This window comes from Actinoplanes sp. NPDC051343, assembly GCF_044455125.1.
GTDB lineage: Bacteria > Actinomycetota > Actinomycetes > Mycobacteriales > Micromonosporaceae > Actinoplanes.
The window spans coordinates 245,498-268,083 of record NZ_JBITEL010000016.1 but is presented as its reverse complement, the minus strand read 5'-3'; the positions used below and the strand labels follow the sequence as shown (position 1 = coordinate 268,083).

The following is a 22,586-nucleotide window of genomic DNA, read 5'->3' as shown; positions in this document are numbered from 1 at the left end:
TGCCGAGCAACCGCAGCGTGGCCCGCAGGCCGTCGTCGATCGGGGCCGTGCCGAGATCGGCGAGAACCGCCCGGACCCGCGCGGGGTCCCGGTACGCCTGCTCCGCGGTGGCGGTGTGCGCCCCGATGCAGAAGGCCGACTCGTTGGCCTGCGACACGACCGCCGCCATGAGCTCGCGGTCGCCGACCGACCAGTCCGACGGGCCGCGCAGCGCCCGGTGGGTGAACCGTTTGGCCGGGCGGCCGTAGAAGTCCGGCCGGTAGAAGACGAGCTTGGCGGCGTCCGGCAGGGATCGCCCGGAGAACAGCCGGACGGTGGCGAAGAACAGCTTGGTCGCCGGCCGGTAGCCGTGGTTGAGGACCTCGGGGCGCATCAGCCGGCCGTCGCTTCGTCGAGAGCGGCGAGCGCGGACTCGTACATGCGGGTGGACCGGCCGACGGCCGCGGCGACGACGACCTCGAACAGCTGATCATCGGTCAGGCCGGCGGCGCGGGCCCGGTCGAAGTCGGCGTCGGTGATCCCGGTCGGGCGGGTGGCGACCTTGTCGAGCAGCGGCCGCAGGGCCGGATCGGTCTCGGTGTTGCGGAACGCCCGGATCCGCTGCTCCGCGGTCGCCGTCCCGCGCCCCTGCCGGACGGCGTCCACCAGCGCGCGGTACCCGTCCGGCAGGCGCCCCATCAGCTGTGCCCGCCGAACAGGGCGGCGTACCGGTCGAAGTAGAGCGGCCAGCCCTGGTCGTGCCCGACGCCGTCGCGGACGGACTCCCAGCCCGGGCCGTGCCGGTCGAGATGCCGATGCTCCAGCTCGACCCGGGTGCGGTCCGGTGTCTCGGCCACGAACGTGACCTCGACTTCGCTGGTGCGTTCGGGATCCGCCTCGACCTGCCAGGTCGGACCGATGTCCCAGCTGAACACCACCCGCCGCGGCGGGTCGTAGGCCAGGATCCGCGCCCACCGGCATTCGCTGCCGTCGGTGCCCCGGTCGTAGATGTGTCCGCCCACCTTCGGTTCGAACACGGTCTCGGCGATCGGCACGCGCAGCAGGTTGTGTTCCGGCGGCTTGAAATCGCCGAACCGGTCGGTGAACACGGTGAACGCTCGGTCGATCGGCGCGTTGACGACGATCGCCCGCCGTACCACCGTGGTGTCCGCCTGCGTCATGAGCTCTCCTCGGTCTTGTCCTCGATGACGTCCTGATAGCCCTCCAGCGCCCGGCGCCAGAACGTGTCCAGCTGGTCCTTCAGGGCGGACACCCCGGCCGGGTTGAGCCGATAGACCCGGCGGGTGCCCTCGGCCCTGTCGGCCACCAGCCCGGCGGTCTTCAGAACCCGCAGGTGCTGCGACACCGCCTGCCGGCTGATCGGCAGCTCGTCGGCCAGCTCTCCGACCGCGTGCGGCCGCTCGGCCAGGCGCTGCACGATGGCGAACCGGCTGGGATCGCCCAGGGCCTCCCAGCCCTCATGCCTTCTGAAAGTCGCCACGAACGAAAGCTACGACTTACACTCCGGTTGGTCAAGGGACGGCTGAGGTTGCGGTGGAAGCGATTCCACCGGTTAACGTGCGGTCGTGCCCGAGATTCGCCCCTACCGCCCGGCCGATCGTGACGCCCTCTACGACATCTGTGTGCGCACGGCCGACGCCGGTGACGACGCCCGCGGCCGCTACTCGCACGACAACCTGATGGGCGACCTGTTCGCCGTTCCCTACGCCGTCCTCGAACCCGACATGGCGTTCGTGGTCGACGACGGGCGGGACCGGGCCGGCGCGGAACGGGTCTGGCTGGGCATGCTCACGGTCAACGTGCGGGCCCGCGCCTTCTACGACCGCCTCGGCTTCACCGAGCTGCCGGTGAGGAACCCGGAGCCGCTCACCTACCTGGGGCGGGCGACCGGAGCGAACGGGCAACGGTCACGCTGAGACATTGACCGATGCCGTAGTAGTCACGATAGGGTCACTTCCGCTGGCCGACGTCGGTGGGGGTGCACTGCCTTGTCCGTCCAACACATCGAGTCACGTGCGGTCCGGAGTCCCCGGATCGGCCGATTACTCGACGACCCTTCCCCGGGTGCGGTCGACGAGTTGTGGCGGGAGGTGGCCGAGCGCGGCAGCCCCCTGATCGAGCCGTGGGACGACGGTGAGGTGCTGGCCACGTTCCTGTGGCGGGGCGAGGCGGAGACGACCCGAGCGTGGTGGGGCCTCGACGTCCCGCTCGTCCGGGTGCCGGGCACCGACCTCTGGTACGGGTCGGAGGTGCTGCCGTCGGACCTGCGTACGGTCTACTGCCTGTTCCACGACGGCGCCGACACCCTCCCGGCCGGCCCGAGCCCGCACGGCCCCAGTCATCTCGACCGGTTCAACCGGCTGCCGTTCCGCTTCCCGGGCGACCCCGACGACCCGGCCGACCACGACCAGTGGCTCTCGGTGCTTCAGTGCCCCGACGCGCCGGCCGAGCGCTGGACCACCCTGCAGCCCGGTGTCACCGCGGGCCAGTTGGTCCACACGAGCATGACCAGCGCGGCGCTGGGCGGGGAGCGCCCGCTGACCGTCTACCTGCCGGCCGGCACACCACCCGACGACCTCCCGGTGCTGGTCGCGTTCGACGGTTTCCAGGCGCGGCACGTGCTGCGTTTCCACACCACGCTCGACAATCTGATCGCGGCCGGGCGCATCCCGCCGGTCACCGCGCTGTTCGTCAACAGCCACGCCGAGGAGCGGGAGCGGATGCTCAGCGCGACGCCGCCGATCGCCGAGTTCGTCGCCGGCGAGCTGCTGCCGTGGGCCCGGCGGACGTTCCGGGTCGGCGCCGAACAGGGCAATCTGGCCGCCGGGGTGAGCCGGGGCGGGCTGGCCGCGGCGTACGTCGCCCTGCAGGCACCGAAGCTCTTCGGCGCCGCCATCTCACATTCCGGGAGCTTCTGGTGGCCGACGCCGGCCGAGGGCGAGCCGTGCCGGCTGATCCGCGAGGTCGCGCAAGATCCGGTCCGCGACGTGCGCTTCTATCTCGACGTCGGCCGCCGGGAGCACATGACCGGGCCGGGCGGGGCGCCTTCGCAGATCGAGGTCAATCGCGCCATGCGCGACACTCTCGCTTCCCGCGGGTACGCGGTGAGCTACGCCGAATATTCGGGTGCGCACGACTACGTCAACTGGCGGCGGACGTTCGCCGACGGGCTGCTGGCCGTCCTCGGCCGGTAGTGGCTACGGTCGGTGACGTTCACGCAAACACAAGTGGCGAGACCCGTCCTTGTGAGACCGGCCCCGCCACCCCATTGCCGCCGTTTACCGCGGTCAGACGTCACGTTAAAGCACGAAGCCGCCGCCCGGCCGCCCGGCCCGGCCGGGCGTGACAACGCTCTCAGCCATCGACACGTTCCGCAATCGACGGCTACCTGCTGTCACGCCGGCTCGCTGCGCAGGTCGTGGGCGCCGTCCTGCCGGGTTGCCTCGTAGTAGATCCGTCCCGACCCGTCCGGCATCGTGACGACACTCAGGTAGCGCAGGCCGTTCGGGGCGTGCGGGCTGCCCAGCGGCTCGCGCTCCTCGGCGGTCAGCGGGCCGAAGCTGCCGTCGGACCGGCGGCGGCCGCGGGCCACCCCGGTACGCTCCTCCCAGTTCTCCCCCGCCGTCGCCCGCCCGTCGTAGGCGACCGTGATCTCGTCGCCGTCGACCTGCACCGACGACACCCGGACGCCGCGCGCGTCCCACGTACCGGGACGCGGGGTGAGCGCCGTGCCCCGCCACGTCCAGTGCACGCCGTCCGGGCTGGTGGCATATTCGGTGGTCATCCGGTCGGCGTCGGCCCACCGCTCGAGCGGGTGCACCGACGCCCAGAGGTGCCAGCCGTACGCGTCGTGGTGCAGCACCGGGTCCTTCACCCCGGCCGCCTCGTCGCCGGCCAGCACGGTCCGCGGCTCGGCGCCGGCCAGCCCTTCCGGGGTGTCCGCCTCGAGCAGGTCGACCCGCCAGTGCTTGGTGCCGGGGGTGGCCGCGCTGACGTAGAGCCGCCACTTCCCGGCCGGCGTGCGGACGATCGCCGGCCGCTCCAGCGACTCGGCCCCGAACCGGTCCTTGGTCACCTCGGCCACCGGCGTGAAGTTCAGCCCGTCGGCCGAGCGGGCCACCACGTTCGAGATCCCGCGGCCCTCGCCGATCGGCAGCCGCAGGCGGTACGCCAGGTAGACGAACCCGTCGGCGGCGACCGCGCTCGGCGCGCCCGACCAGGCGCCGGGCTCACCGCTCGGCGGTTCGACCACCACGGTCGAGTCGTCCCAGCGGGGCAACGGCAGGGTGGTGATCTCGGTGGTCAAAACGGCTCCCCTTCGACGACGGCTGGGCGGAAGATTACCCCGATGTCTACCGGGTCAGTGGGGATTGACGCGCCGGGGCGGGCAGGTGGCGGTCGACCGACCGCCAATCGTCGTACCTCTCGCCGGTGACCTGCTCCAGCCGGTCGATGTCGTCGGTGAACTGTGGCAGGAGCGCTTCGCGCTCCTCCGGCGTGGTGACCGGGCGCGGCCCTTCCTTGCGGTGCAGGAGCGTCAGGAGCGGCCCGCGGGCCGCCAGCCGCAGCGGTACGGGTAACCGGTGCCCGAACCGTCCGCCCGACCGCAGCAGGGCCCGCAGCACCTGGTTGACCTGGTTGTGCTCGACGACGTGCCGGTTGACGTTCTCCCTCGGGATCGATGTGAGCAGCCCGGTCTCGACCCCGAGGAAGGCGCAGACCCGGTCGAGGGTGGCGGCGGGCGCGTCCTTGAGGTCGCGGTAGCGCAGCAGCAGGACCTGCTCGCGCGGGAAGTGCCGGTAGAGGTGTTCGATCTGGCGGCCGTACTGCCCGAGCCCCACGTACTGCCAGAACTGCGCCCAGCCGGCTTCGACGCGTCCCGGCTCGGCACGGCAGGCGGCGAGGAAGTCGGCTTCCGGTTCGAGCCCCGCGTTCCAGAGGTGGGTCCAGTTGGAGTGCGCCCGGTCGACCGGGTCGCGCAGCAGCAGGATCAGGCGCGCGTCGGGGATCAGCGCCTTGATCCGCCCGTGCGACGCGAGGTCGTGCAGGTAGAACGGCGTCGCCTCGCCGGTTTTCGTGCCGGCCGGCGCCGCCTCGAACAGCCGCTCGTAGTCCGTACGCCGCCACACGTGCTCCTGGTAGGTCTGCACGTCGCCGGGCCCGCCGCCGGCCGGCGGCCGCCCGTCCGAGAGGAAGAACTTGGGCTCCTTGACCGCCGGCAGGAACAGCCGGGGGTGCGCGGTCAGCGCCGCGTGCAGGGCGGTGGTCCCGGCCTTGGGCACGCCGGCGATCAGGAAGTCGGGAAGCGTCATGGGTTTTCCCCCTGCCGTGCTCGGATTGGAATCGAGCCTACAGGTTTAGTAGTTTTTCGCGACTCGCCGGATGGTGGCAGACTCGGTGCGTGCAGCGACTGAGGTTCCGGCCCACCCATCTTCCCGCCGTCCGCGGCGGCACCAAGCGGGTGACCATGCGGTTCCGCGACCCGGTGGAGGTCGGACCGGCCCTGCTGGTGTTCGAGTTCGACGACGAGGTCGCCATCCCCGGCCGCATCACCTCGACCGTGGCCAAGCCAGTTGCCGGCGTCACCGACGAGGAGGCCCGCGAGGACGGCTTCGCGAGCGCGGCCGACGTGCTGCCCCGCCTCCGCGACTATTACCCGGCCCTCCAGCCCACCGACGAGATCGTGATCGTCCGCTTCTCACTCGCAGCGTGATGTGGGCATCACCCGCCGACCGGCCCTATGCGACGTCGGGCCGTGTCATCAGCGGCGACCGCAGATGCACCGTCAGATCGGGGCTGGTCAGCGGCACGGTGTTCCACGTCGCCACGGCTGTCCCGGCGGCGGCGGCGACCACCAGCCGGACCCGGTGCGGGCCGGTGATGACGTAAAGGTCGGCGACGAACGTGTCGCCCTGCCATGCGCCGGCCGCGACGACCGGACGGCCGAGCGACGAACTTTCCCGCCATTCGCCGTGGCCCGCCTCGACGGTCAGCGACGACCCCAACCGCAGGAGCCATCCCCCGCCGGCGGGTTCGACCGACACCATGGTGCCGTCGGGCAGAGGCGAATCCCCGGCCGAGGCGTCGACTCTCGCCTCGGCGATGCGCTCCGGGGCGGCCGCGCCCGGCACCGGCGGCAGCGACAGCCGCCGCAGCCGGTCGGCGAGGATCTCGTCGTCCCGGGTGCTTTCCCCATGATCCAGCCCGGGCAGCAGGCACTCCCAGATCGCGTCGAACATCGGCTGTCCGTCGATCATGGCGGCGGTCACGGCGATCACGAGGTCATGCTCGGGGACGACCACACACAGCTGGCCGTTGTTGCCCTGACCGAAGTAGCCGTGGCGCGACATCCAGAACTGATATCCGGACCCGCAGAGCCATTCGGTGCCCCCGCCGACCTCCGCGGGCCGGGTCTCGATGTGCCGGCTGGTAGCGAGCCGCACCCAGTCGCGCGCAACGAGTTGCCGGTCTCCCCACCGGCCTTCGCGCCGTAACAACTCGCCGAAGGCGGCGACGGCCTCGGTCGTGAGATGCAGCCCGTGGAATCCGAAGGCGGCACCGCTCGCCACCCGGTCCCACTCGGCGTGGTCCACGCCCATCGGCTCGAACAGGCGCTCGTCGAGCAGCTCCGGCAGGCCCCGGCCGGTCACCCGTTCCACCATCCGGGCCAGCAGGAACGTGGTCGCGTTGTCGTAGGTGTGCCGGGTTCCCTCCGGGTCGGCGAACGGCACGCGCAGGAAGCCCTTCACCAGGTCGCCCGGTTCGAGCTGCCAGGCCTCGGTGAGGCTGTCCGTCCGATGCCCGCTCGTCATCGACAGCAGGTGGTGAACGGTGACGCGGCGTCCCTGCTCGGAGATGCCGGCCGGAACGTGCTCGGGCAGCACGTCCACCACCCGGTCGTCCAGCGACAGCAGCCCGTCGGCGATCGCGAGCCCCACCGCGACCGAGGTGAACGACTTGGTCAGCGAGTAGAGAAGGTGCGGGCGCCCGGCCGAGTACGGCGCCCACCAGCCCTCGGCCACGACATGGCCATGGCGCACGATCATGATGGAGTGACACTCGACCGATTGCGCTTCGAGCCGGTCCAGCAGCGCGGCAACCGCGCGGGACGACACCCCCGAGGCGAACGGTGCCGACCGCGGCAGAAGAGCGCGCCGGAAAGACATCCGGGCACCCTAGCAAGGCCGCCCGCCGGCCCGCCTCTCGCGGCGGGCCGGCGGCCGCAGGCCGACCTGGTTACAGCTCGGGCCCGATGACCGTGCCGTCGTCGAACTTGTTGCCGGTCCACTCGTTGCCGGTGCGGTTCTTGTCGAAGCCGGTGATCGGCCCGTACGTGCCGCACTTGCCGTCGGAGCCCTTCTGCCACACGTTGTTGATGAACTTGATGTAGGTGGCGTTGGTCGGGTCGCCGGAGAACTCCTTCTTCCCGGTCGCTCCGCCGTACGCGCAGTAGCCGGTCCCGCTCGGGTTGGCCATGAACAGGTTGTCGGAGATCGTGTTGTGCGTGATCGGCGCGAAGTCCGGATAACCCGTCATGTCGGCCGAGCAGCCGATTTCGGAGTCGGTGAGCGCCGTCCAGTCGCACTGCATGGTGTTGTGGGTGATCGTCGAGTGCTGCTCGACCCGGATCGCCGAGGCGTGCTGGGTCGCGAGCAGCGCCGTGCCGTGGATCCACGAGTCTTCGACGGTGCAGTTGAGCCGGCAGTAGATGCCGCGGTTGCCGCCCTTGATCTCGGTGCGCAGCACGGTGAAGTTGTCGGACCCGATGCACTGGCAGGCGGCCCGGGCGCCGTTGATGACCTCGGAGTCCTCGACGCGGAAGCTGCTCTTGGTGCCCTCGCCGCCGTTGATCTCACCGTTGATGCGGGAGCGCTTGATCACCACGTCGGTGGCCTTGATCGACAGGTCGCAGTTGACGATCTTGGAGTCGATCACCGTGCCGTTGGTGATGATCGAGCAGGACCCGGTGTACTTGCTCAACTCCACGCCGTCCGGCACGCCGGTGTTGCTCGCGTTCGGGAAGGCGCCGTTCGACGGTCCCGACGGCGGCTTCGCGGCCGTGGACCGGGACGGCTTCGGTGACGGGCTCGAGGTCGTGGGGGCCGGCGACGGCGTCCCGCCGCCCTGGGCCGCGCCCACGACGAACGTCTGCTTCACGCCGAGGTTCTTCCACACGCCGTCGTTGCCCATGTAGGCGACCGAGATCGTGTACGTACCGGGCTTGCTGAACGAGCGCTTGGCCGTGTACTCCTGCTGCGCCGTGCCGATCGTGACGTTCTCGGAGCGCGGGAAGTCGAAGATGTTCCCGGCCTGGTCGCGAACCGCGATGACCAGGTAGCGGACGTTCGTCCTGCGTTCGGCGACCAGTTTGGCGCCGGCGGTCACGGTCTCGTTCGTCTTGGCCTGGGCCAGGTCGACGCCCAGCGCCTGCACGGTGATCGGTGAGGCGACCTTGTAAACGATCGGCCGCTGTGTCGAACCGTTGGCAACATTTGCCCCCAGAAACGCCAGAATGGCGGCGACCGGTATGAGAGCGAAGAACCATTTTCGCCGCGAATGGCGAGCGTGCCGGCCTCCGGGGCCGGTCGGGTCTGCGTGATCGACGATGGGTGCGTCTTGGTGGGGTTCCGGTTGACGACGAAGGGAGCGCAACGTCGATCTACCTTCCATGCTCGGTGGGTCGATGCTCGGCAGCTCACCTCTTGCGGTGATCGAGATCCCAGCTCAGGGCATGTCTGGGTTCCTGCTGTCGAGCATGACGGTCGGCAGCGACCATAGCCACGCGAGGACGGCCGGTGGCCGATAATTAAGGTGCACCTAAGGAAGAATTGGGCGAGGTCACAGACTGTCCGTGCTATACATCGTCAATTAGTGCATATCCCTAATTGCCTGCCCGCTCAGGCGAGACTCGACATTACCTTGGTATTTCATCCGCCAAGATAAATGTTTGGCAACGGCGAGATCGAATATGTCAGCCGGTCGCTGCACTCGCCACGATGACCGTGCGCAGAGGGCTCGTCCCGCCCGCCCGATAGAGCGCCAGCGTGAGCCGCTCGTCGCCGGGCAGACGCAGGGTCGACGTCCACAGGCCGCGCTCGTCCGCGGTGACCGCGGTGCGGGTGTTCCGCGTGACCGAGGTGACCTGCAGGGCGTAGGCGTCCGGTCCGCCGGCCAGCCCGGTGGCGTTGACCTGGATGCTGCGGTCGCCGCTCGCGTCGGCGGCACCCGGTGGCACCACGGACAGGGTGGTGACCGTGACCTGGTGGGTCCGGATCGAGGTGGCCAGCGACAGCCAGCCCGCGCCCGCCAGCATCGCGACCGCCAGCACGGCCGGCACGAGCTGCCTGAGAAGCCGGCGCCGCCGATTGATGAGCTCCGACGCCGGGATGCTCGGCGCCGAGCCGGCGGAGCCGGATCCCGGACGGTCAGCCGGCACCCGCGGGGTGATGGCCAGGACGGCGGCCAGGGCGGCCAGTGTCACCCCGGCACTCACCGCGAGCCAGGTGACGCGGTGCAGGGGCGCGCGCACCACCCAGGCCAGGAGCCCGCCCAGGATCAGCGTGCCCAGGCTGAGCGCGGGAACCAGCATCAGCCGCTCGATGGTCACCAGGCGACCGGGACGGCGGAACAGCAGGGCGGTCAGGGCCAGACCGGGCAGCACCAGGCCGAGCGGCAGGCCGCCGGCGACCATCAGCACCCGGATGCCGCTCACGACGGCGGCGCCGGCCACCAGGGTGGCACCGGCCAGGGCGTACGCGGTGTGCCGCCTCACCGGCCACCGACCCGGTAGATGCGGATCCTGCCGTTGTCGTAGAGCCGGGACCACTGCGGCAGGTCGTCGAACTTGCCCAGCTGCTGCGCGGTGAGCGGCCGGGCGATGCGGCCCGCGTCCGGATCGTTGTCGAAGTACTGCGAGTTGGCCGGCAACTGCTCGCCCAGGCGGGTGTCCACCACCAGGTAACTCAAGGCCAGGGTGCCGACCAGGTCCTGGTCGGCGTCCGACCACTGCTCGGCGTAGAACAGGGGACCGACGCCCCGCACCGGGTCCTGCCGGCCGTAGGTCGAGGCCAGCGCGATCGCGGTCAGGTCGCCGCCGGTCCGCTGGCCCGGGCCGAGCATGTCGCGCTCCCAGTCGGCGGCGTCCAGGCCGTAGCGGTCGACCGAGCGCTCGAAGCCGTCGGCCAGGTAGGGGCCGGGCAGGAGCTGGGCGGCCGGCGGCCAGCCGCCGACCCGGGCGCCGGCCATCAGCACCGTGATGACGACAGCACCGGCCGCCACCCGCAGCATGCGGCTCCGGCGGCCGGAGGGGCGCATCTTCCTGGACGGCACCAGGCGGACGTTCCGGACCAGCGCGGTCGCGGCGACGATCGACATCGGCACGTACGTGAAAGTGGAGAGCCGGCCCGCGACCTCGGGACCGTTCGAGCCGAGGAAGCGCACGCCGTTCCCCGCGAAGAAGACCGCGGAACCGGCGAGTGCCGCCCACTGCCAGGGGTCGCGCTCCCGGCGGGCGATCGTGTCCCGGGCGACCGCCAGGTACAGGCCCAGCAGGAACAGCAGTCCGAGCGCCTGGAGGCCCAGCTCCCAGAGCGGGACCGCGGCGGCGGCTCCGGCCGGCTGCTGCCGGCCGGAGAAGAACTGCGAGGCGGCGTGCCGCACCTGGTCGAGAGGGGCCTGAAGGTACGAGATGACGTCGTGCGCGACGACCAGGACCCAGACCGCGACGACGACCGCGGCACCGGCCGGGACGATCAGCGTCCGCCACGGGCGCGGCCTGGTCGTGCCCACCTCGGCCAGCCCGATCAGCAGCAACGTCAGCACGAGTGCGCCGGCCGTGACGTGGTGGCAGACCGTGGTGAGGACGGTGCCGGCGATGGCCAGCGCGCCGAACTGCCGGCCGTGCCCGGCCGAGAACCGCCGGGCCGCCCAGACGGTCAGCATCAGGAAGATCAGGGCGCCGGTCTGGTAGAGGTACATCGAGTTGAAGAACAGGTAGTGCAGCGAGGTCGCATAGACCACGCAGGCCACGCCCGCGATGGCCGCGGACCGGCTCGACCGCAGGACGGCCGCGTAGAGCGCGGCGACCAGGCCGAGGTGGCACGTGCCGGCGACGATGAACCCGGCCGCGGTGACCGGCAGCCCGGTCAGCTGTGAGATCGCGGCGCCCATCTCGGCCAGCCCCGGGAAGTGGACGGCCGGGGGCAGGGCCAGGTTGGGCCGGAAGAGGGTGCCCTGCTCGTTGATGATGGTGGTCGCCAGCCAGTGTTGAAGCTCGTCCGGGAAGCGGAACTGGTCCGGGCTGTAGAACCACTTCAACAAGTACTGGTTGACCGCCAGCCCCAGCACCAGCACGAACGACTCGGCGATCCCGGCCAGCCGTCGCATGAGCAGCCTCGTCACGACCGGGGTGAAGACGACGATCTGGCCGGCCCAGTAGGCGGCGAGCGCCAGGCGGTTCTGCTCGCGGCCGCCCGCATAGCCGAGGGCCACCAGCAGCACCCCGAAGCTGGACAGGGCGAGAATCCAGGGTGCCTGCCCGAGTCCGGACGAGCGTGCGGCGGTCGTCGCCTCCGCAGGCCCGGCCTCCGCAGGCACAGCCTCCGCAGCCAGTGCCTCCGCCTCGGCGTGGGTGGCGGCCGTCGCCGACCTGGGCGGCGCCTCCGGTTCGACGTCGGATTCGGGAAGGGTGATCGTTTCGAGGGCGGCCTTGCGGCGTACCGGATCGGCGGCCGCACCCGCGGCCGCCAGCCGGACCCGCTTCCCGCCCGGCAGGCCCTTGGCGGGCGGAGGCGGGTCGGCGCCGGCCGGGTCGGAGGCGTGCTCATCCGCCATCGGTCGCTCGGCCCTCCACCGCACCCGTTCTCGGAAACCTCTTCGCTAGAAGAATGCCCGGTCCGAACCGGGTTTTTCCGGGGAACGCGGGATCAGCGCCGCTTGGCGGCGCGGCGGCCGCGGAAGTACGCGCGGGGGCCGGCCAGCATGCCGCGACGGTTGGCCGCGAGCAGGTCACGGGGGAAGTCGTCCTGCAGGGTGGCCGTGCGGGCGGTGTCCTTGCCGGTCAGGTCGCGCAGGGCACCCGGCACCAGCTTGAGCAGGCCGCAGAACACGCCCGGCCGGGCCATCAGCAGGCTGGTGTACGCGGCGACCAGCCCGGTCCCGTAGCCGACCATCTGCTTCCGCAGACCGGCCAGGTCACGCCGGTGGTAGTGGTGGGTGACCGCGCTGGGCTGGTAGACGATCTTGCCGCCCGCGAGCAGGACCTGGGTGAAGGCGAGCGTGTCCTCGGAGCCCATGGCCGGCGTGCCGGCGCCGAGCGCGGTGTCGAACATGCCGATCCGCTCGATCACGCCCGGCCGGAACGTCATGTTGGCGCCGGTGCCGAAGGGCGGCAGCGGGTAGAGCGGGCTCTGAATGTGCGCGGTCGCGGGCGAGAACACGGCGGGCGTGAAACCGCGGCCCTTGCTGTGACCGCCGAACTGCTCGAACCACAACTGGGCCTGGGTCTCGAGCTCGGCCGGCACGATGACGCCGGAGACGACGTCGGCGTCCGGGTGCTCGGCGAGGGCGCGGGCCACCTCGGCCAGCCAGTGCGGGTCGGCGACCTCGTCGTCGTCGATCCAGGCCAGGATCTGGCCCGGTGCCGCCCGAACCGCGGTGTTGCGGGCGAACGACAGGCCGGCCCGCGGCTCGATCAGGTAGTCGACCGGGCCGCGGCGGGCCGCCGAGTGGACGACCTCGGCCGTCGCCGTGGTCTCGGGCGCGTTGTCGACGACCAGAATGCGGAAGCCGGGGTACTGCTGGGCGATCAGGCTGTCCAGGCAGCGGGCGAGCGCGCCCGGCCGCTCCCGGGTGCAGATCACCACGGTGATGTGCGGGGCGGTCGCGAGCACCGCGCGGCGCCGGGCCAGGAACTCCGGCTCCTGCTCGACGGCGATGCCGTCGGCGGAGACCGGGCGGTGCAACTCGTTCCCGATCGCCACCGCCAGGTCGGCGGGGGTCAGGCCGCTTTCCGGTACGTCGGTCAGCACGGCGCCCAGCGGCTGAGTGAACTGGCGTACGAGGATCCACGCCTTCCGTACCCGCCGGCCGTCCGCACCGACCGCCGGCACGGCCGGCAGGGGCTCGGAGAGGTCCAGATCGAGCACCACGGCGGGCAGCTCGTAGGCGGGCATGGTCGTGATGTCGATCGTCATCGGGCGATCCCCAGCTTCTGCGCGCGACGGGCGTGGAGGGTCTCGACGGCTCCGCCGTAGGCGGCCGCGGCAACACCGGCGACGACGCCGCCGGCCTGGAGGGCGTGGCCGGCGCCGCGCCCGGCGAGGGCGGCGCCCAGGTTGCGGACGACCGCCTTGGGCAGCGACCACAGGTAGGCCCGCTCGGTGCCGAGCGAGTCGGCGCGCAGCGAGTCGGTCGCGCTGTCCAGCGACGCCATCTGCACCTTGCCGCGACCCTCGGCGTAGCAGCGGCGCAGGAAGAAGCCGAAGGTGGAACGCTTGGCCGGCACCTCGTGGCGGATCACGGCGTCCGGCACGAACATCCAGTGGCCGCCGTCGAGGGCGCTCATCCGCAGGCAGAGCTCGGTGTCCTCGGGGCGGTTCTGGTCGCCGAGCTTGCCGAAACCGACCCGGAAACCGCCGACCGCCATGAAGACGTCCCGGCGCACGATCATGCTGGCCGACCAGACGTTGCGGATCGGGGCGGTGCGGGTGGGCATCCCGGCGTACGTGCCGCCGACCGCCCACAGGAATTCCTCCGGCATCCAGCGTGGGCGGGCCTGCTCCCAGTCCGGGCTGATGCCGCCGCCGGTGCCGACGACCTTCGGGTCGGCGAACGGGCGGACCAGGTGGTCGAGCCAGTGCGGGTCGGCGATCGTGTCGTCGTCGAGGAACGCGATCAGCGAGGTGCTGGCGCTGAACGCGCCGGTGTTGCGGTTGCCGGACACGCCCTGGGCGTACGCGTTCTCGAGCACCGTCACGCCGGCCAGGTCCCGCCGGATGCGGCGGTAGAGCTTCGGGTTGTGGTCGACCACGACGATGATGCCGGCCGGGGTGCGGGTCTGCGAGCGGGCCGAGGCGATGGTCCGCACGAGCGAGTCCCAGCGGTCCTCGGAGTGGGTCGGGATGACGATGGTGGCGGCGAGGCGGGGGGTGGTTTCCACGGGAGCACTCCTGTTTCGGGGGTTCTTCAGTCCTCGACGCGGGTGGGGACCGGCTTGACGTCGTGGCGGGCGGCGCTGAACCGGATCGAGCCGTTGAGGTGGGGGACCGTCTCGGCGGCGGCCGGGATCATCGGGGTGACGACCGGCCGCGCGAGCGGGCTGCGGGTGCGGCGGCGCATCCGGCCGTACTCGCTGAAGATGGTCCGCAGCACCCGGAAGCCGTCCCGGAAGGTGTTGAGGTTGCTCTCGCCGTGGATCCGCTCGTGCTCGATGCTGCCGACCTCGCCGACCCGCATGCCCTCGGCGGCCGCCCGGATGTTGATCATCGTCTCGATCTCGAAGCCGTCGCCCCAGAGCTTGCTGCCGTCGGCCGGCCGCGGCTCGTCGATCGCGGGCAGGTCGAGCATCGGGACCACGCTGCGCCAGAAGGCGTTGTAGCCGTAGCAGAGGTCGGTGAAGCGGGTCCCGAACAGGACGTTCACCACCAGGTTGAGGCCGTCGTTGCCGACCTTGCGCAGCGGGGTGATGTCGTGGCTGTGGCCGCCCTTGTCGAAGCGGGAACCCTTGACGAAGTCGGCGCCGGCGATCAGCTTCTCGACGAACAGCGGGATCTCGGCCGGGTCGGTCGAGCCGTCCGCGTCGATCATCACGATGATGTCGCTCGTGCAGGCCGCGAATCCGCAGGCCAGCGCGTTGCCCTTGCCGGTACGGGTCTGGGTCACCACGACCACGTCGGGCCGCAGCTCGCGGGCGACCGCCACGGTGCGGTCGAGCGAACCGCCGTCGACCAGAATCACCTCGGCGATGCCGGCCGGCAGCTTGGCGAAGACGTGCGGCAGATTCCGCTCCTCGTTGAGGGCCGGAATCACGACACTCACGCTCGGTGACGACTTGCCGTTACGGTACGTGTTGCTGGCGGAGGTCGAGTGGGCCATGTCGGGTCCCCTTCCGGGCTCGGCAAGGCGACGTCGTCGGCATTTTCCGGGGGCAGAATCGCCGGTCGCTCGCTTCTGGCACCAATTTAGCCCGACATTACGTAGCGTCAACCGCCGAAGGATTCGGCGGCAGGTTCGGTTCCGTGGGTGCAGCGAGTAACGCTCTGACCTGCGTCAATAGATGTTGTTTACTAAAAGTAACAACCATCCCATGGTTACCTTGAGTAATGGACACCGGGCACATCGGGTACTTCGGCGGCCTCCGAGCCCGACGCCTGCCTGTTCGCCGATCGAGCGGCGTTACCGGGCAAAAAATAAATGTCGGAAAAACCTGGGCGAGTCGGTCCCCCGAACGTCGACATCACGGACCGTGATAGCGACCGTGTCGGACGGTAGCGTGCTGCGGGACGGCCGCCGGCATGTATATGGTGTCGGCCGCCGGATCCACCGGCCCGGTCCCGTAGCTTTCGGGCCGCCTTACCGTTGGTGAGACGATGAGCGCTGAGGAAACAGTCTGTGTCTGCGGGCACCCGCACCGGGCCCACGAACACCACCGCCGGGGCACCGAGTGCACCTTGTGCGGCCCGGGAGCGTGCCCCCGCTTCCGGCGCGCCGCCTGGTGGCGCCGCCTGACCCCCGGCCGCTGACTTCCGGCCGCTGACCCCCGGCCGCTGACGCTCCCGGCCCGGAAGGCCGACGTCCGGCCTAGCCGGCGAAGCGGGCGCTGGAGGCCATTGCCTTGTAGGCCGCCAGCGAGTCGGTGTTGGCGTCGATGCGCCAGTTGTAGGGCGCGTCCTTGTGGGTGTCGGTGTCGAACCAGGCGACCGCGCCGATTGCCGGCCTCGCTGCCACGTAGGCGCTGAACTTGCGGATGAAGTCGCCCTTCGTGACGCCGCCGAAGTCGGCCGCGGCGATCTCGGTGATGAAGACCGGCTTGCGGGTCGCGTACGCGCTGTAGAGCGGGTCGTACAACGTCTGCGGGGACTCGTGGCCCAAGTTGTAGCCACTCAGGCCGACCCAGTCCACATAGCTGTCGCCCGGATAGTAGGACTGGAAGCGGTTGGTGGCCGCCGGCGGGCGGTTGTTCCAGTTGATGCTCCACACCCAGGCCACGTTGCGGGCGTTCTGCTGGGTGAACATGCGGTGCAGGTAGCGCCAGCAGTCGACGTACCCCTGGGGGTCGTTGTCGTTGTTGGGGCCGCCCCACGGGTACCAGTTGCCGTTCATCTCCCAGGCCCAGCGCAGGAAGACCGGTTGTTTCAGGCGGGCCAGGTTGCGGGCCGCCGCCTTGATGATGGAGTCGGAGTGGCCGCCGAGGATGGTCTGGTAGGGGACGCCTCGCCACGAGATCAGCGGGATCGTGCCGGCCGGGAGGTCGAGGCTGCTCGGCAGGTGGTCGCCGAAGCCGTAGAACAGGTGGATGATTTTCTCGCCGCGGCCCAGCTGGCGGCGGCGCAGGGCCATCGCCCGGTCGAACGTCATGCCGGCGAGGTCGAGGTAGGCGCCGAGCATGACCCGGCCGGCCTTGAACGCGACCGGGCCGCCCCAGCCCGGCCTGCCCACCGGCGTGGGCTCGGGCGAGGCCGACGGCGACAATGGCGGCGACGGTGACGCGGGCGACGAGGGCGCGGGCGGGGAGTGCCGGGGGAACCGGTGCATCCCGACCGCCACGCCGGAGACCGCGGCGGCCGCCGCACCACCGAGCAGGACCCGCCGCGTCATCGAGCTTTTTTCGCGGTGGGCGGGCGTCACGTGAGGTTCCACCCGGCGATGCGGGCCAGCCGGCGGGCGATCCGCCACCCGGGTTGCGCGACCCGCTTGAGCCGCGGCACGAGACCGCTCTCCCCCGCGGCGCACAGGGCCACCAGATCGGCACCGCTGTGGGAGGGCAGTGGCTGCAACCGCGGGACCGCGAACCGGGGTTCGAAAGCCGTGTGCAACCGGCGCCCCACCTCGGTCGCGTTGTCGTGGCCGGCCCAGGCGACCACCCCGCGCACCCGGCGCCCGTGGTATCCGTGCGGGTAGGCGAACGACCGGACCGGATGCCGCAGGTGCTGTTCGAGCCGATCCCGGGCGACGACGATCTCGTCCCGCAACTGGCGGCCCGGCAGCACGTCGAGCGGGTGGTGGATCAGCCCGTGGTTGCCGATCTCAACTCCGGCGGCGGCCACCGCGGACAGCTCGTCCCAGGTCAGCATCGGCCCGAAGTCGGACGCCCGGCGGCCCAGCCAACCGGCGCTGCCGCCCAGGTGACCGACCGAGGCGTAGAGCGTGGCCCGGGCACCGGCCTTCTCCAGCGCGGGCACACCGGCGGTCAGGAAGTCGCGGTATCCGTCGTCGAAGGTGAGCGCGACCAGAGGGTCGGTGACACCCGCGTCGCGCAGGTCGAGGGCCTCGCTCAAGCCGACCAGGCGGTAGCCGGCGTCGGTCAGCGCGGAAAGGTGCTCGTCGAGCCGCCGGGGCGGCACCGCGAGGTCGCGCAGGGGCCCGGCCGTCGCGGACACCGAGTGGTACATCAGCGCCGGAAGGGTCCAGGCCGGTGCCGGTGGCAGCGTCACTTCACCCACGCTAGGCGCGGGGCCGGGCCCGGCGCAGGGCTCTGCCGAAAGTAGTAGACGACTCCCACCGCAGCGGGAGGTGGTGCCGGTTGCCGGGCGCAAGGCTGTACGCCATGACGATCGATCGGCTGCGCCTCGCCGAGGCGGCCACCGAGGCGGCCCTCGTGTTCGGGGCGGTCATCGTGCCGGCCGCCGCCCGGTTGATGGATCCGGGGCTGCTGGTCATCCTCGGCGCGACCGCGGTGATGCTCACCTCTGGTGTTTATGCGTTACACGCCGTAACCTTCGACTGCTTCCGGCTCACTGGTCAGCGCGCCGAACGGATTTTTGCATCTACGAAGGGTGAGGACTGAACCGTAGGATCGCGCGGGCCGTACCCCCGGGCGACGACCTGCCGCTTCACCCCCGGGGGCGCGAGATGTTCCGACTCATTCAACTGCATACCGAGAACGGTGTACCCCGCATCGGTGTCGACCCGGACGGCTACGTGAGCGCGCGTACGGCTCTCGCCCGCTATCGCAGCGCCCCCGCCGCGTACTTCGGGGTCGGCCGCTTCGACCACGAGGGCACTCTCGCCGAGATCATCCTCGACCGGCTGTGCGGACCGCTGGGCGACTGCCCGCGGGCCGCCTCGGTGGTACACGCCCGCACCTACCAACGGCTCTGCGAGACCTGCGCGTACGGGCTGGACGTGCTGACCGTCCCGCAGCTGGCCCAGCTCCTCGGCATCGCCTGCCGCCTCGCCCCGGTTCTCGCCCGCTCGGGACGGCACGCCGCGCTCGAGGAGGCCTCGCCGTCCGGCAACCGGATCGCCCGCGAGTTCCCGGGCCGGGTCACCGACGCGATCTGGCGGCTCGAGCTGTGCCTGGAGCTGGCGCGTACGCCGAGCGCGGTCAACGGACTCCTCATCGGGGTGGGCGCGCTGACCCACCGCGACGTGCTCGACCTGTACCCGGTGCTGCGTACGCTCGCCGAAGAGCTTCCGGAAGAGGTACGCGAGGAGTTGTCCCGAGCCACAACCCGGCCTCTCTCCCCTGCCGGGGTGGCCGGGTTGCGGCTCGGGCTGTCAACGGAGCACGCACCGTAGGACGCTGCCCTGGCCGGCGGCGACGCTCGGCCCCGTCCGGCACGGACCGCGACCGCCCCGCCCGGCCTCGGCGACGAAAAGCTCGCCGTGCGGGGGGTCCACGAAGGCCAGCCCTCGTGGACCCCCCTCGGTCTGCTGGTTCGACTTGCACGCTCGCCCCGGCGGTACCGGATGCCCATGGCCCGAACGGTCCGAGGACCGGCGGAGTCCTCGATCCGACCACGGACGGGTGAGCGCCGGTACCGTTCCGGCATGAGCCACACGTTCGACGCCCTGCTGGACCGGGCCCGGGCCCTGGTGTCCGACGGCCGGCGGGCCGTCCTTGGCATCGCCGGTGCCCCGGCGGCCGGCAAGACCACGCTGGCCGAGGAGTTGCTGGCCGCCCTGGGCCGGACGCCGCCGCCCGGCCTGCCCGCCGGCGAGTGGGTCGCGCACGTGCCGATGGACGGCTTCCACCTGGCCGATGTGGAACTGGACCGGCTCGGGCTCCGCGACCGCAAGGGCGCGCCCGAGACCTTCGATCATCTCGGCTACGCCGCGCTCCTGCGCCGGTTCCACGAGGACCGTGACGACGTCGTCTACGCTCCCGGGTTCGAGCGGGTCATCGAGCAGCCGATCGCCGGTTCGATCCCGGTCTTCCGAAGTGCCCGCCTGCTCATCTCGGAAGGCAACTACCTGCTGCTGTGGGAGTCGCTCCGCCCGCTGCTCACCGAGGTCTGGTACGCCGACCTCGACCCCGAGTCCCGCCGGCGCCGCCTGATCGACCGGCACATGCGTTTCGGCAAGCCGGAGCCGGACGCCGTCTCCTGGGCGACCGGCACCGACGAACGCAATGCCATGCTGATCGCCGCGACCCGGCCCGCCGCCGACCTGATCGTCGGGGCGGACCTGCTGCACCGCATCGGCAGTGCGCCCGGCTGAGTGGCATGCTTCAGCTGTGTCAGTGGAGGTAGAGGCTCAGCCCCGTCGCCGCCGGTCGCGTGCCGCCCGGTTCGGCCTGATCGTGACGGCCGTCGTCATCCTGCTCTTCGGCGTGCCCTGGGCGACGCTGATCTGGTCGGGCAACGCCTGGCCACGCGCGGTCTTCGTGCTCGGCACGGTGGTGTTCGCCCTGGCCGCGGCGTCGTTCCCGGTGCTGATGTTCGCCGGGCACGGGCGCGGCCTCGACTGGGCGTCGCGCATCGCCGACACCACCCTCGGCGTGGTCTGGGTGCTGTTCGTCTGGTCGATCCTCGGCCAGGTGCTCGGCCTGATCCTGCTGGCGGCCGGCGTCGGCGGGCCCGGACGCGCCCGCACGGTCACCGTCGTGGTCGCGGTGATCGCCGTGGTCCTGCTCGTCTGGGGATACACCGAAGCGATGCGGGTGCCGCGGGTGCGGCGCATCGACGTGACCGTTCCCCGCCTGGGCCGGGGCCTGGACGGCCTGCGTCTGGTGCTCCTGACCGACACCCACTACGGGCCGATCAACCGGGAGCGCTGGTCCCGCGGCGTCACCGAGGTCGTCAACTCGCTCGACGCCGACGTGGTCGCCCACACCGGCGACATCGCGGACGGTGAGGTCGCCCAGCGCCGGGAGATGGCGGCGCCGCTGGGTGATGTCCGCGCGTCGATGGCCCGCGTCTACGTGACCGGCAACCACGAATACTTCTCGGGCGCCCAGCGCTGGGTCGAGCACATGGCCGCACTGGGCTGGGAGGCCCTGCACAACCGGCACGTCGAGGTGTCGCGCGGCGGCGACCGCCTGGTCATCGCGGGCGTCGACGACCGCACCGCGGCCGGCTCGGGCGTGCCCGGCCACCACGCCGACCACGAGGCCGCGCTGGAGGGCGCCGACCCGGCCCTGCCGATCCTGCTGCTCGCCCACCAGCCCCACCAGGTCGACGGCGCGGTTGCCCACGGCGTCGACCTGCAGATCTCCGGACACACCCACGGCGGCCAGATGTGGCCGTTCCACTACCTGGTCCGCATCGACCAGCCGGTGCTGCAGGGCCTGAGCCGCCACTCGGAGCGCACCCAGCTCTACACGAGCCGCGGCACCGGCTTCTGGGGACCGCCGTTCCGGGTCTTCGCCCCGAGCGAGATCACCCTGCTGACCCTGCACGCGGGTTCGTAGCGACGACGACTTCGGTTTCCGCGTCGTGCGGCACCGCGTCGGTGCCGACGACGAAGTCCGCCCGCTCCCACGGCCGGTCACCGAGCAGGAACGGCACCTCCTCCGCCTCCCACTCGTCCCAGTTGCGGGCCAGGTCGTCCGCGGGCCGCCCCTCGGCCAGGTCCCGCCGCAGCCCGCGGCGCCGCGCCGCGCGGAGGTCGGACTGCACCCAGACCACGACGTCGACCAGACCGGCCAGGCTCCGGCGCCCGGCACCGACCCCCTCGACGATCACCGTCTCCCCGGGCACCACGTCGAGGTGACTGTCCGGCCCGTCCCGCCCGGGAGGCGCGTCCCGGTCCCAGCCCGGCGGCCGGTAGTGCACCGGCCGCCCGGCCCGCAACGGCGCGAGCACCCCGTCGGCCATCAGGTCGTCCCAGCCGAACCGCGAGTGCCCCCAGGCGACGTGGTCGGAGTGCACGACGGCCGCCTCCAACACCCGCCCGAGCCGCCCGGCGAGCGCCGTCTTACCGCTGCCGCCACGCCCGTCGACCGCGATCAGCCGAGGCCTGCCGTGCGGCGTCCCGGCCCGGTCGGCGAGCGCCCGGGCGAACACCGCGATGGGCTCGACCCGCCAGGGACCAGCCGCCGGCTCCCCCGGCCCGAGTTCCATGGGCCCGCTCTACCCACCGAACGCCCCGGTCACACCCCGGGGCGGCGGATCGGGCGTGGGGATAGCCTTCGGGCGTGGAGGAACGGGAGGCACTGCGGGCCCGGCTGGTGGAGGTTGCGCTGGCCGATGACTGGGATCCGGCCGGTGCGGTCGGGCTTGTCGACTTCGCCGTGCGGCGGTGGCTGAGCTTCGAACGCCGGAAGCCCGGGGGCCGGACCCGGGAGCAGGATCTGCTGCGCGGTCTCAAGGAGCAGTTCGGCGACGACGTCTACATCGAGCCCGGCTGGCTCGAGCACGTCAGTGAGCGGTTCACCGCTCACGGGAGCGGCTGAGCAGGCGGCGCAGCGCGCGCTCGAACTCGGCCCGTTCCGCGCCGGTCCAGTCGGTGGTGAGGGAGGCGAAGACCTCGTCCTGCCAGCGGTGGGCGTCCGCCACCAGCCGGGAACCGGCCGAGGTGACCGTGACGGTGCGCCGGCGGGCGTCCAATGGGGACGGGTGGGTGCCCAGGTAGCCCTCGTCGACCGCGTGGGTGACCATGCGGGAGGCGCCCGACTGGTCGAGGCCCAGTTCGGCCGCGATGTCGTTGACCGTCACCTCGGGCCGGGAGCGCAGGGCGTGGACCGTTTCGGTGACCATCACGTCCCGGCCGTGGGAGGAGCCGCCGCGGCGGGACCAGTGGCGGACGAACTCGAACAGGGTGCGGCCGGCGGTCACGACTGCTCGGTGGCGGCCAGCGCGGCATAGAGGCCGGCGAACGACAAGGCGGCGGGCAGGTCGGGGAAGCGGAGCGCCGCCGAGATCCGGTCGCCGGAGAGCGACAGCCGGAAGACGGTCGCTACCGGTGTCCAGGATGGACTCGACGGCCAGCGCGCCTCCTGCGATGCCACCACGACCCGGCCGCTGACCGGGTGGAGGGCGAGCACCCGCAGCGCGATGCCCGATCGGGTCACCCAGTCGGCGAACTGGGCCGGGGTCAGGGACGCGGCACCCCGGGGGCCGTTGACGACGACCGGGTCGGTGACGGCCGCCGGTGAGAGTGACTCGTGCCAGTCGAGAACTGTCCGCTCCGCGCTGCTCATCCCC

General features: G+C 71.6%; 25 protein-coding genes and 1 pseudogene. 8 read left to right on the top strand and 18 right to left on the bottom strand.

Annotation, left to right across the window (positions count from 1 at the left end):
* Positions 1 to 106 precede the first annotated feature (106 nt).
* The 4 genes and pseudogenes from ACIA5C_RS41080 to ACIA5C_RS41065 all read right to left on the bottom strand — a co-directional run.
* Positions 107 to 169: pseudogene (locus tag ACIA5C_RS41080) on the bottom strand (alkylhydroperoxidase AhpD family core domain-containing protein); the annotation flags it as partial.
* 203 nt (positions 170 to 372) lie between these two features.
* Complete coding sequence (locus tag ACIA5C_RS41075) at positions 373 to 678, bottom strand: hypothetical protein (RefSeq protein WP_396065230.1); 306 nt, start codon at positions 676 to 678, stop codon at positions 373 to 375.
* Complete coding sequence (locus ACIA5C_RS41070) at positions 678 to 1,160, bottom strand: SRPBCC family protein (RefSeq protein ID WP_396065228.1); 483 nt, start codon at positions 1,158 to 1,160, stop codon at positions 678 to 680. The genes ACIA5C_RS41075 and ACIA5C_RS41070 overlap by 1 nt, the downstream gene beginning before the upstream one ends.
* A complete protein-coding gene (locus ACIA5C_RS41065) occupies positions 1,157 to 1,480 on the bottom strand; it encodes an ArsR/SmtB family transcription factor (protein WP_396065226.1) in 324 nt (107 codons plus the stop codon). Before ACIA5C_RS41065 ends, ACIA5C_RS41070 begins: the two co-directional genes overlap by 4 nt.
* A gap of 85 nt (positions 1,481 to 1,565) precedes the next feature.
* On the opposite strand from ACIA5C_RS41065, the gene ACIA5C_RS41060 reads away from it, so the two are divergent.
* Together ACIA5C_RS41060 and ACIA5C_RS41055 are read left to right on the top strand one after the other, a co-directional pair.
* On the top strand, positions 1,566 to 1,916 hold the full coding sequence (locus ACIA5C_RS41060; RefSeq protein ID WP_396065224.1) for a hypothetical protein: 351 nt from the start codon (positions 1,566 to 1,568) through the stop codon (positions 1,914 to 1,916).
* A 72-nt stretch (positions 1,917 to 1,988) separates the two neighbouring features.
* A complete protein-coding gene (locus ACIA5C_RS41055; RefSeq protein ID WP_396065222.1) occupies positions 1,989 to 3,194 on the top strand; it encodes an alpha/beta hydrolase-fold protein in 1,206 nt (401 codons plus the stop codon).
* Positions 3,195 to 3,394: 200 nt separating this feature from the next.
* Here the strand turns inward: ACIA5C_RS41055 and ACIA5C_RS41050 are convergent, their stop codons facing one another.
* Together ACIA5C_RS41050 and ACIA5C_RS41045 are read right to left on the bottom strand one after the other, a co-directional pair.
* Entirely contained in the window at positions 3,395 to 4,306 is a 912-nt protein-coding gene (locus ACIA5C_RS41050; RefSeq protein ID WP_396065220.1) for a hypothetical protein, read from the bottom strand.
* A 46-nt stretch (positions 4,307 to 4,352) separates the two neighbouring features.
* Entirely contained in the window at positions 4,353 to 5,312 is a 960-nt protein-coding gene (locus ACIA5C_RS41045) for a sulfotransferase family protein (protein ID WP_396065218.1), read from the bottom strand.
* Between the two features lie 89 nt (positions 5,313 to 5,401).
* On the opposite strand from ACIA5C_RS41045, the gene ACIA5C_RS41040 reads away from it, so the two are divergent.
* Positions 5,402 to 5,713 (top strand): ASCH domain-containing protein, encoded by a 312-nt coding sequence (locus ACIA5C_RS41040; protein ID WP_396065216.1) that lies wholly within the window; start codon positions 5,402 to 5,404, stop codon positions 5,711 to 5,713.
* 25 nt (positions 5,714 to 5,738) lie between these two features.
* Here ACIA5C_RS41040 and ACIA5C_RS41035 read toward each other — a convergent pair whose 3' ends face one another.
* The 9 genes from ACIA5C_RS41035 to ACIA5C_RS40995 all read right to left on the bottom strand — a co-directional run bounded on the left by ACIA5C_RS41035 (position 5,739) and on the right by ACIA5C_RS40995 (position 17,651).
* Positions 5,739 to 7,166 (bottom strand): serine hydrolase domain-containing protein, encoded by a 1,428-nt coding sequence (locus ACIA5C_RS41035; RefSeq protein ID WP_396065214.1) that lies wholly within the window; start codon positions 7,164 to 7,166, stop codon positions 5,739 to 5,741.
* A 70-nt stretch (positions 7,167 to 7,236) separates the two neighbouring features.
* A complete protein-coding gene (locus ACIA5C_RS41030) occupies positions 7,237 to 8,433 on the bottom strand; it encodes a hypothetical protein (protein WP_396065212.1) in 1,197 nt (398 codons plus the stop codon).
* A 538-nt stretch (positions 8,434 to 8,971) separates the two neighbouring features.
* Positions 8,972 to 9,772, bottom strand: a complete 801-nt coding sequence (locus ACIA5C_RS41025) for a hypothetical protein (RefSeq protein WP_396065210.1) — start codon at positions 9,770 to 9,772, stop codon at positions 8,972 to 8,974.
* Positions 9,769 to 11,832 (bottom strand): hypothetical protein, encoded by a 2,064-nt coding sequence (locus tag ACIA5C_RS41020; protein WP_396065208.1) that lies wholly within the window; start codon positions 11,830 to 11,832, stop codon positions 9,769 to 9,771. Before ACIA5C_RS41020 ends, ACIA5C_RS41025 begins: the two co-directional genes overlap by 4 nt.
* A 92-nt stretch (positions 11,833 to 11,924) precedes the next feature.
* Positions 11,925 to 13,193, bottom strand: a complete 1,269-nt coding sequence (locus ACIA5C_RS41015) for a glycosyltransferase (protein ID WP_396065206.1) — start codon at positions 13,191 to 13,193, stop codon at positions 11,925 to 11,927.
* Positions 13,190 to 14,158 carry a glycosyltransferase family 2 protein gene (locus tag ACIA5C_RS41010; protein WP_396065204.1) on the bottom strand — a complete coding sequence of 323 codons (969 nt, stop codon included), beginning with the start codon at positions 14,156 to 14,158 and terminating at the stop codon, positions 13,190 to 13,192. Before ACIA5C_RS41010 ends, ACIA5C_RS41015 begins: the two co-directional genes overlap by 4 nt.
* A 26-nt stretch (positions 14,159 to 14,184) precedes the next feature.
* Positions 14,185 to 15,093 carry a glycosyltransferase family 2 protein gene (locus ACIA5C_RS41005; RefSeq protein ID WP_396065202.1) on the bottom strand — a complete coding sequence of 303 codons (909 nt, stop codon included), beginning with the start codon at positions 15,091 to 15,093 and terminating at the stop codon, positions 14,185 to 14,187.
* 705 nt (positions 15,094 to 15,798) lie between these two features.
* Positions 15,799 to 16,815, bottom strand: a complete 1,017-nt coding sequence (locus ACIA5C_RS41000) for a glycoside hydrolase family 26 protein (protein ID WP_396065200.1) — start codon at positions 16,813 to 16,815, stop codon at positions 15,799 to 15,801.
* 26 nt (positions 16,816 to 16,841) lie between these two features.
* On the bottom strand, positions 16,842 to 17,651 hold the full coding sequence (locus ACIA5C_RS40995) for a polysaccharide deacetylase family protein (protein WP_396065198.1): 810 nt from the start codon (positions 17,649 to 17,651) through the stop codon (positions 16,842 to 16,844).
* A 113-nt stretch (positions 17,652 to 17,764) separates the two neighbouring features.
* Here ACIA5C_RS40995 and ACIA5C_RS40990 point away from each other — a divergent pair, with 113 nt between their 5' ends.
* From ACIA5C_RS40990 to ACIA5C_RS40975, 4 genes are all read left to right on the top strand, one after another.
* A complete protein-coding gene (locus ACIA5C_RS40990) occupies positions 17,765 to 18,004 on the top strand; it encodes a hypothetical protein (RefSeq protein WP_396065196.1) in 240 nt (79 codons plus the stop codon).
* Between the two features lie 65 nt (positions 18,005 to 18,069).
* Positions 18,070 to 18,738, top strand: coding sequence for a hypothetical protein (locus ACIA5C_RS40985; protein ID WP_396065194.1), 669 nt, complete (start codon positions 18,070 to 18,072; stop codon positions 18,736 to 18,738).
* A 252-nt stretch (positions 18,739 to 18,990) separates the two neighbouring features.
* Positions 18,991 to 19,659 (top strand): nucleoside/nucleotide kinase family protein, encoded by a 669-nt coding sequence (locus tag ACIA5C_RS40980; protein WP_396065192.1) that lies wholly within the window; start codon positions 18,991 to 18,993, stop codon positions 19,657 to 19,659.
* A gap of 16 nt (positions 19,660 to 19,675) precedes the next feature.
* On the top strand, positions 19,676 to 20,851 hold the full coding sequence (locus tag ACIA5C_RS40975; protein ID WP_396065190.1) for a metallophosphoesterase: 1,176 nt from the start codon (positions 19,676 to 19,678) through the stop codon (positions 20,849 to 20,851).
* Here ACIA5C_RS40975 and ACIA5C_RS40970 read toward each other — a convergent pair.
* Positions 20,820 to 21,503, bottom strand: coding sequence for a uridine kinase (locus tag ACIA5C_RS40970; protein ID WP_396065188.1), 684 nt, complete (start codon positions 21,501 to 21,503; stop codon positions 20,820 to 20,822). The two genes, ACIA5C_RS40975 and ACIA5C_RS40970, sit on opposite strands and share 32 nt — an antisense overlap.
* 74 nt (positions 21,504 to 21,577) lie before the next feature.
* Between ACIA5C_RS40970 and ACIA5C_RS40965 the strand changes: the two genes are divergently transcribed.
* Positions 21,578 to 21,835, top strand: a complete 258-nt coding sequence (locus ACIA5C_RS40965; RefSeq protein ID WP_396065186.1) for a hypothetical protein — start codon at positions 21,578 to 21,580, stop codon at positions 21,833 to 21,835.
* Here the strand turns inward: ACIA5C_RS40965 and ACIA5C_RS40960 are convergent.
* Together ACIA5C_RS40960 and ACIA5C_RS40955 are read right to left on the bottom strand one after the other, a co-directional pair.
* Positions 21,813 to 22,217, bottom strand: a complete 405-nt coding sequence (locus ACIA5C_RS40960; RefSeq protein WP_396065184.1) for a MarR family winged helix-turn-helix transcriptional regulator — start codon at positions 22,215 to 22,217, stop codon at positions 21,813 to 21,815. The genes ACIA5C_RS40965 and ACIA5C_RS40960 overlap by 23 nt on opposite strands.
* A complete protein-coding gene (locus tag ACIA5C_RS40955) occupies positions 22,214 to 22,582 on the bottom strand; it encodes a hypothetical protein (RefSeq protein ID WP_396065182.1) in 369 nt (122 codons plus the stop codon). Before ACIA5C_RS40955 ends, ACIA5C_RS40960 begins: the two co-directional genes overlap by 4 nt.
* Positions 22,583 to 22,586: the final 4 nt, after the last annotated feature.

Bases quoted from the DNA above. Each gene is read 5' to 3' on its own strand.
- ACIA5C_RS41075 (WP_396065230.1), bottom strand. From the start codon at position 678: ATGGGGCGCCTGCCGGACGGGTACCGCGCGCTGGTGGACGCCGTCCGG.
- ACIA5C_RS41070 (WP_396065228.1), bottom strand. From the start codon at position 1,160: ATGACGCAGGCGGACACCACGGTGGTACGGCGGGCGATCGTCGTCAAC.
- ACIA5C_RS41045 (WP_396065218.1), bottom strand. From the start codon at position 5,312: ATGACGCTTCCCGACTTCCTGATCGCCGGCGTGCCCAAGGCCGGGACC.
- ACIA5C_RS41035 (WP_396065214.1), bottom strand. From the start codon at position 7,166: ATGTCTTTCCGGCGCGCTCTTCTGCCGCGGTCGGCACCGTTCGCCTCG.
- ACIA5C_RS41020 (WP_396065208.1), bottom strand. From the start codon at position 11,832: ATGGCGGATGAGCACGCCTCCGACCCGGCCGGCGCCGACCCGCCTCCG.
- ACIA5C_RS41015 (WP_396065206.1), bottom strand. From the start codon at position 13,193: ATGACGATCGACATCACGACCATGCCCGCCTACGAGCTGCCCGCCGTG.
- ACIA5C_RS41005 (WP_396065202.1), bottom strand. From the start codon at position 15,093: ATGGCCCACTCGACCTCCGCCAGCAACACGTACCGTAACGGCAAGTCG.
- ACIA5C_RS41000 (WP_396065200.1), bottom strand. From the start codon at position 16,815: ATGACGCGGCGGGTCCTGCTCGGTGGTGCGGCGGCCGCCGCGGTCTCC.
- ACIA5C_RS40990 (WP_396065196.1), top strand. From the start codon at position 17,765: ATGACGATCGATCGGCTGCGCCTCGCCGAGGCGGCCACCGAGGCGGCC.
- ACIA5C_RS40985 (WP_396065194.1), top strand. From the start codon at position 18,070: ATGTTCCGACTCATTCAACTGCATACCGAGAACGGTGTACCCCGCATC.
- ACIA5C_RS40980 (WP_396065192.1), top strand. From the start codon at position 18,991: ATGAGCCACACGTTCGACGCCCTGCTGGACCGGGCCCGGGCCCTGGTG.
- ACIA5C_RS40970 (WP_396065188.1), bottom strand. From the start codon at position 21,503: ATGGAACTCGGGCCGGGGGAGCCGGCGGCTGGTCCCTGGCGGGTCGAG.
- ACIA5C_RS40955 (WP_396065182.1), bottom strand. From the start codon at position 22,582: ATGAGCAGCGCGGAGCGGACAGTTCTCGACTGGCACGAGTCACTCTCA.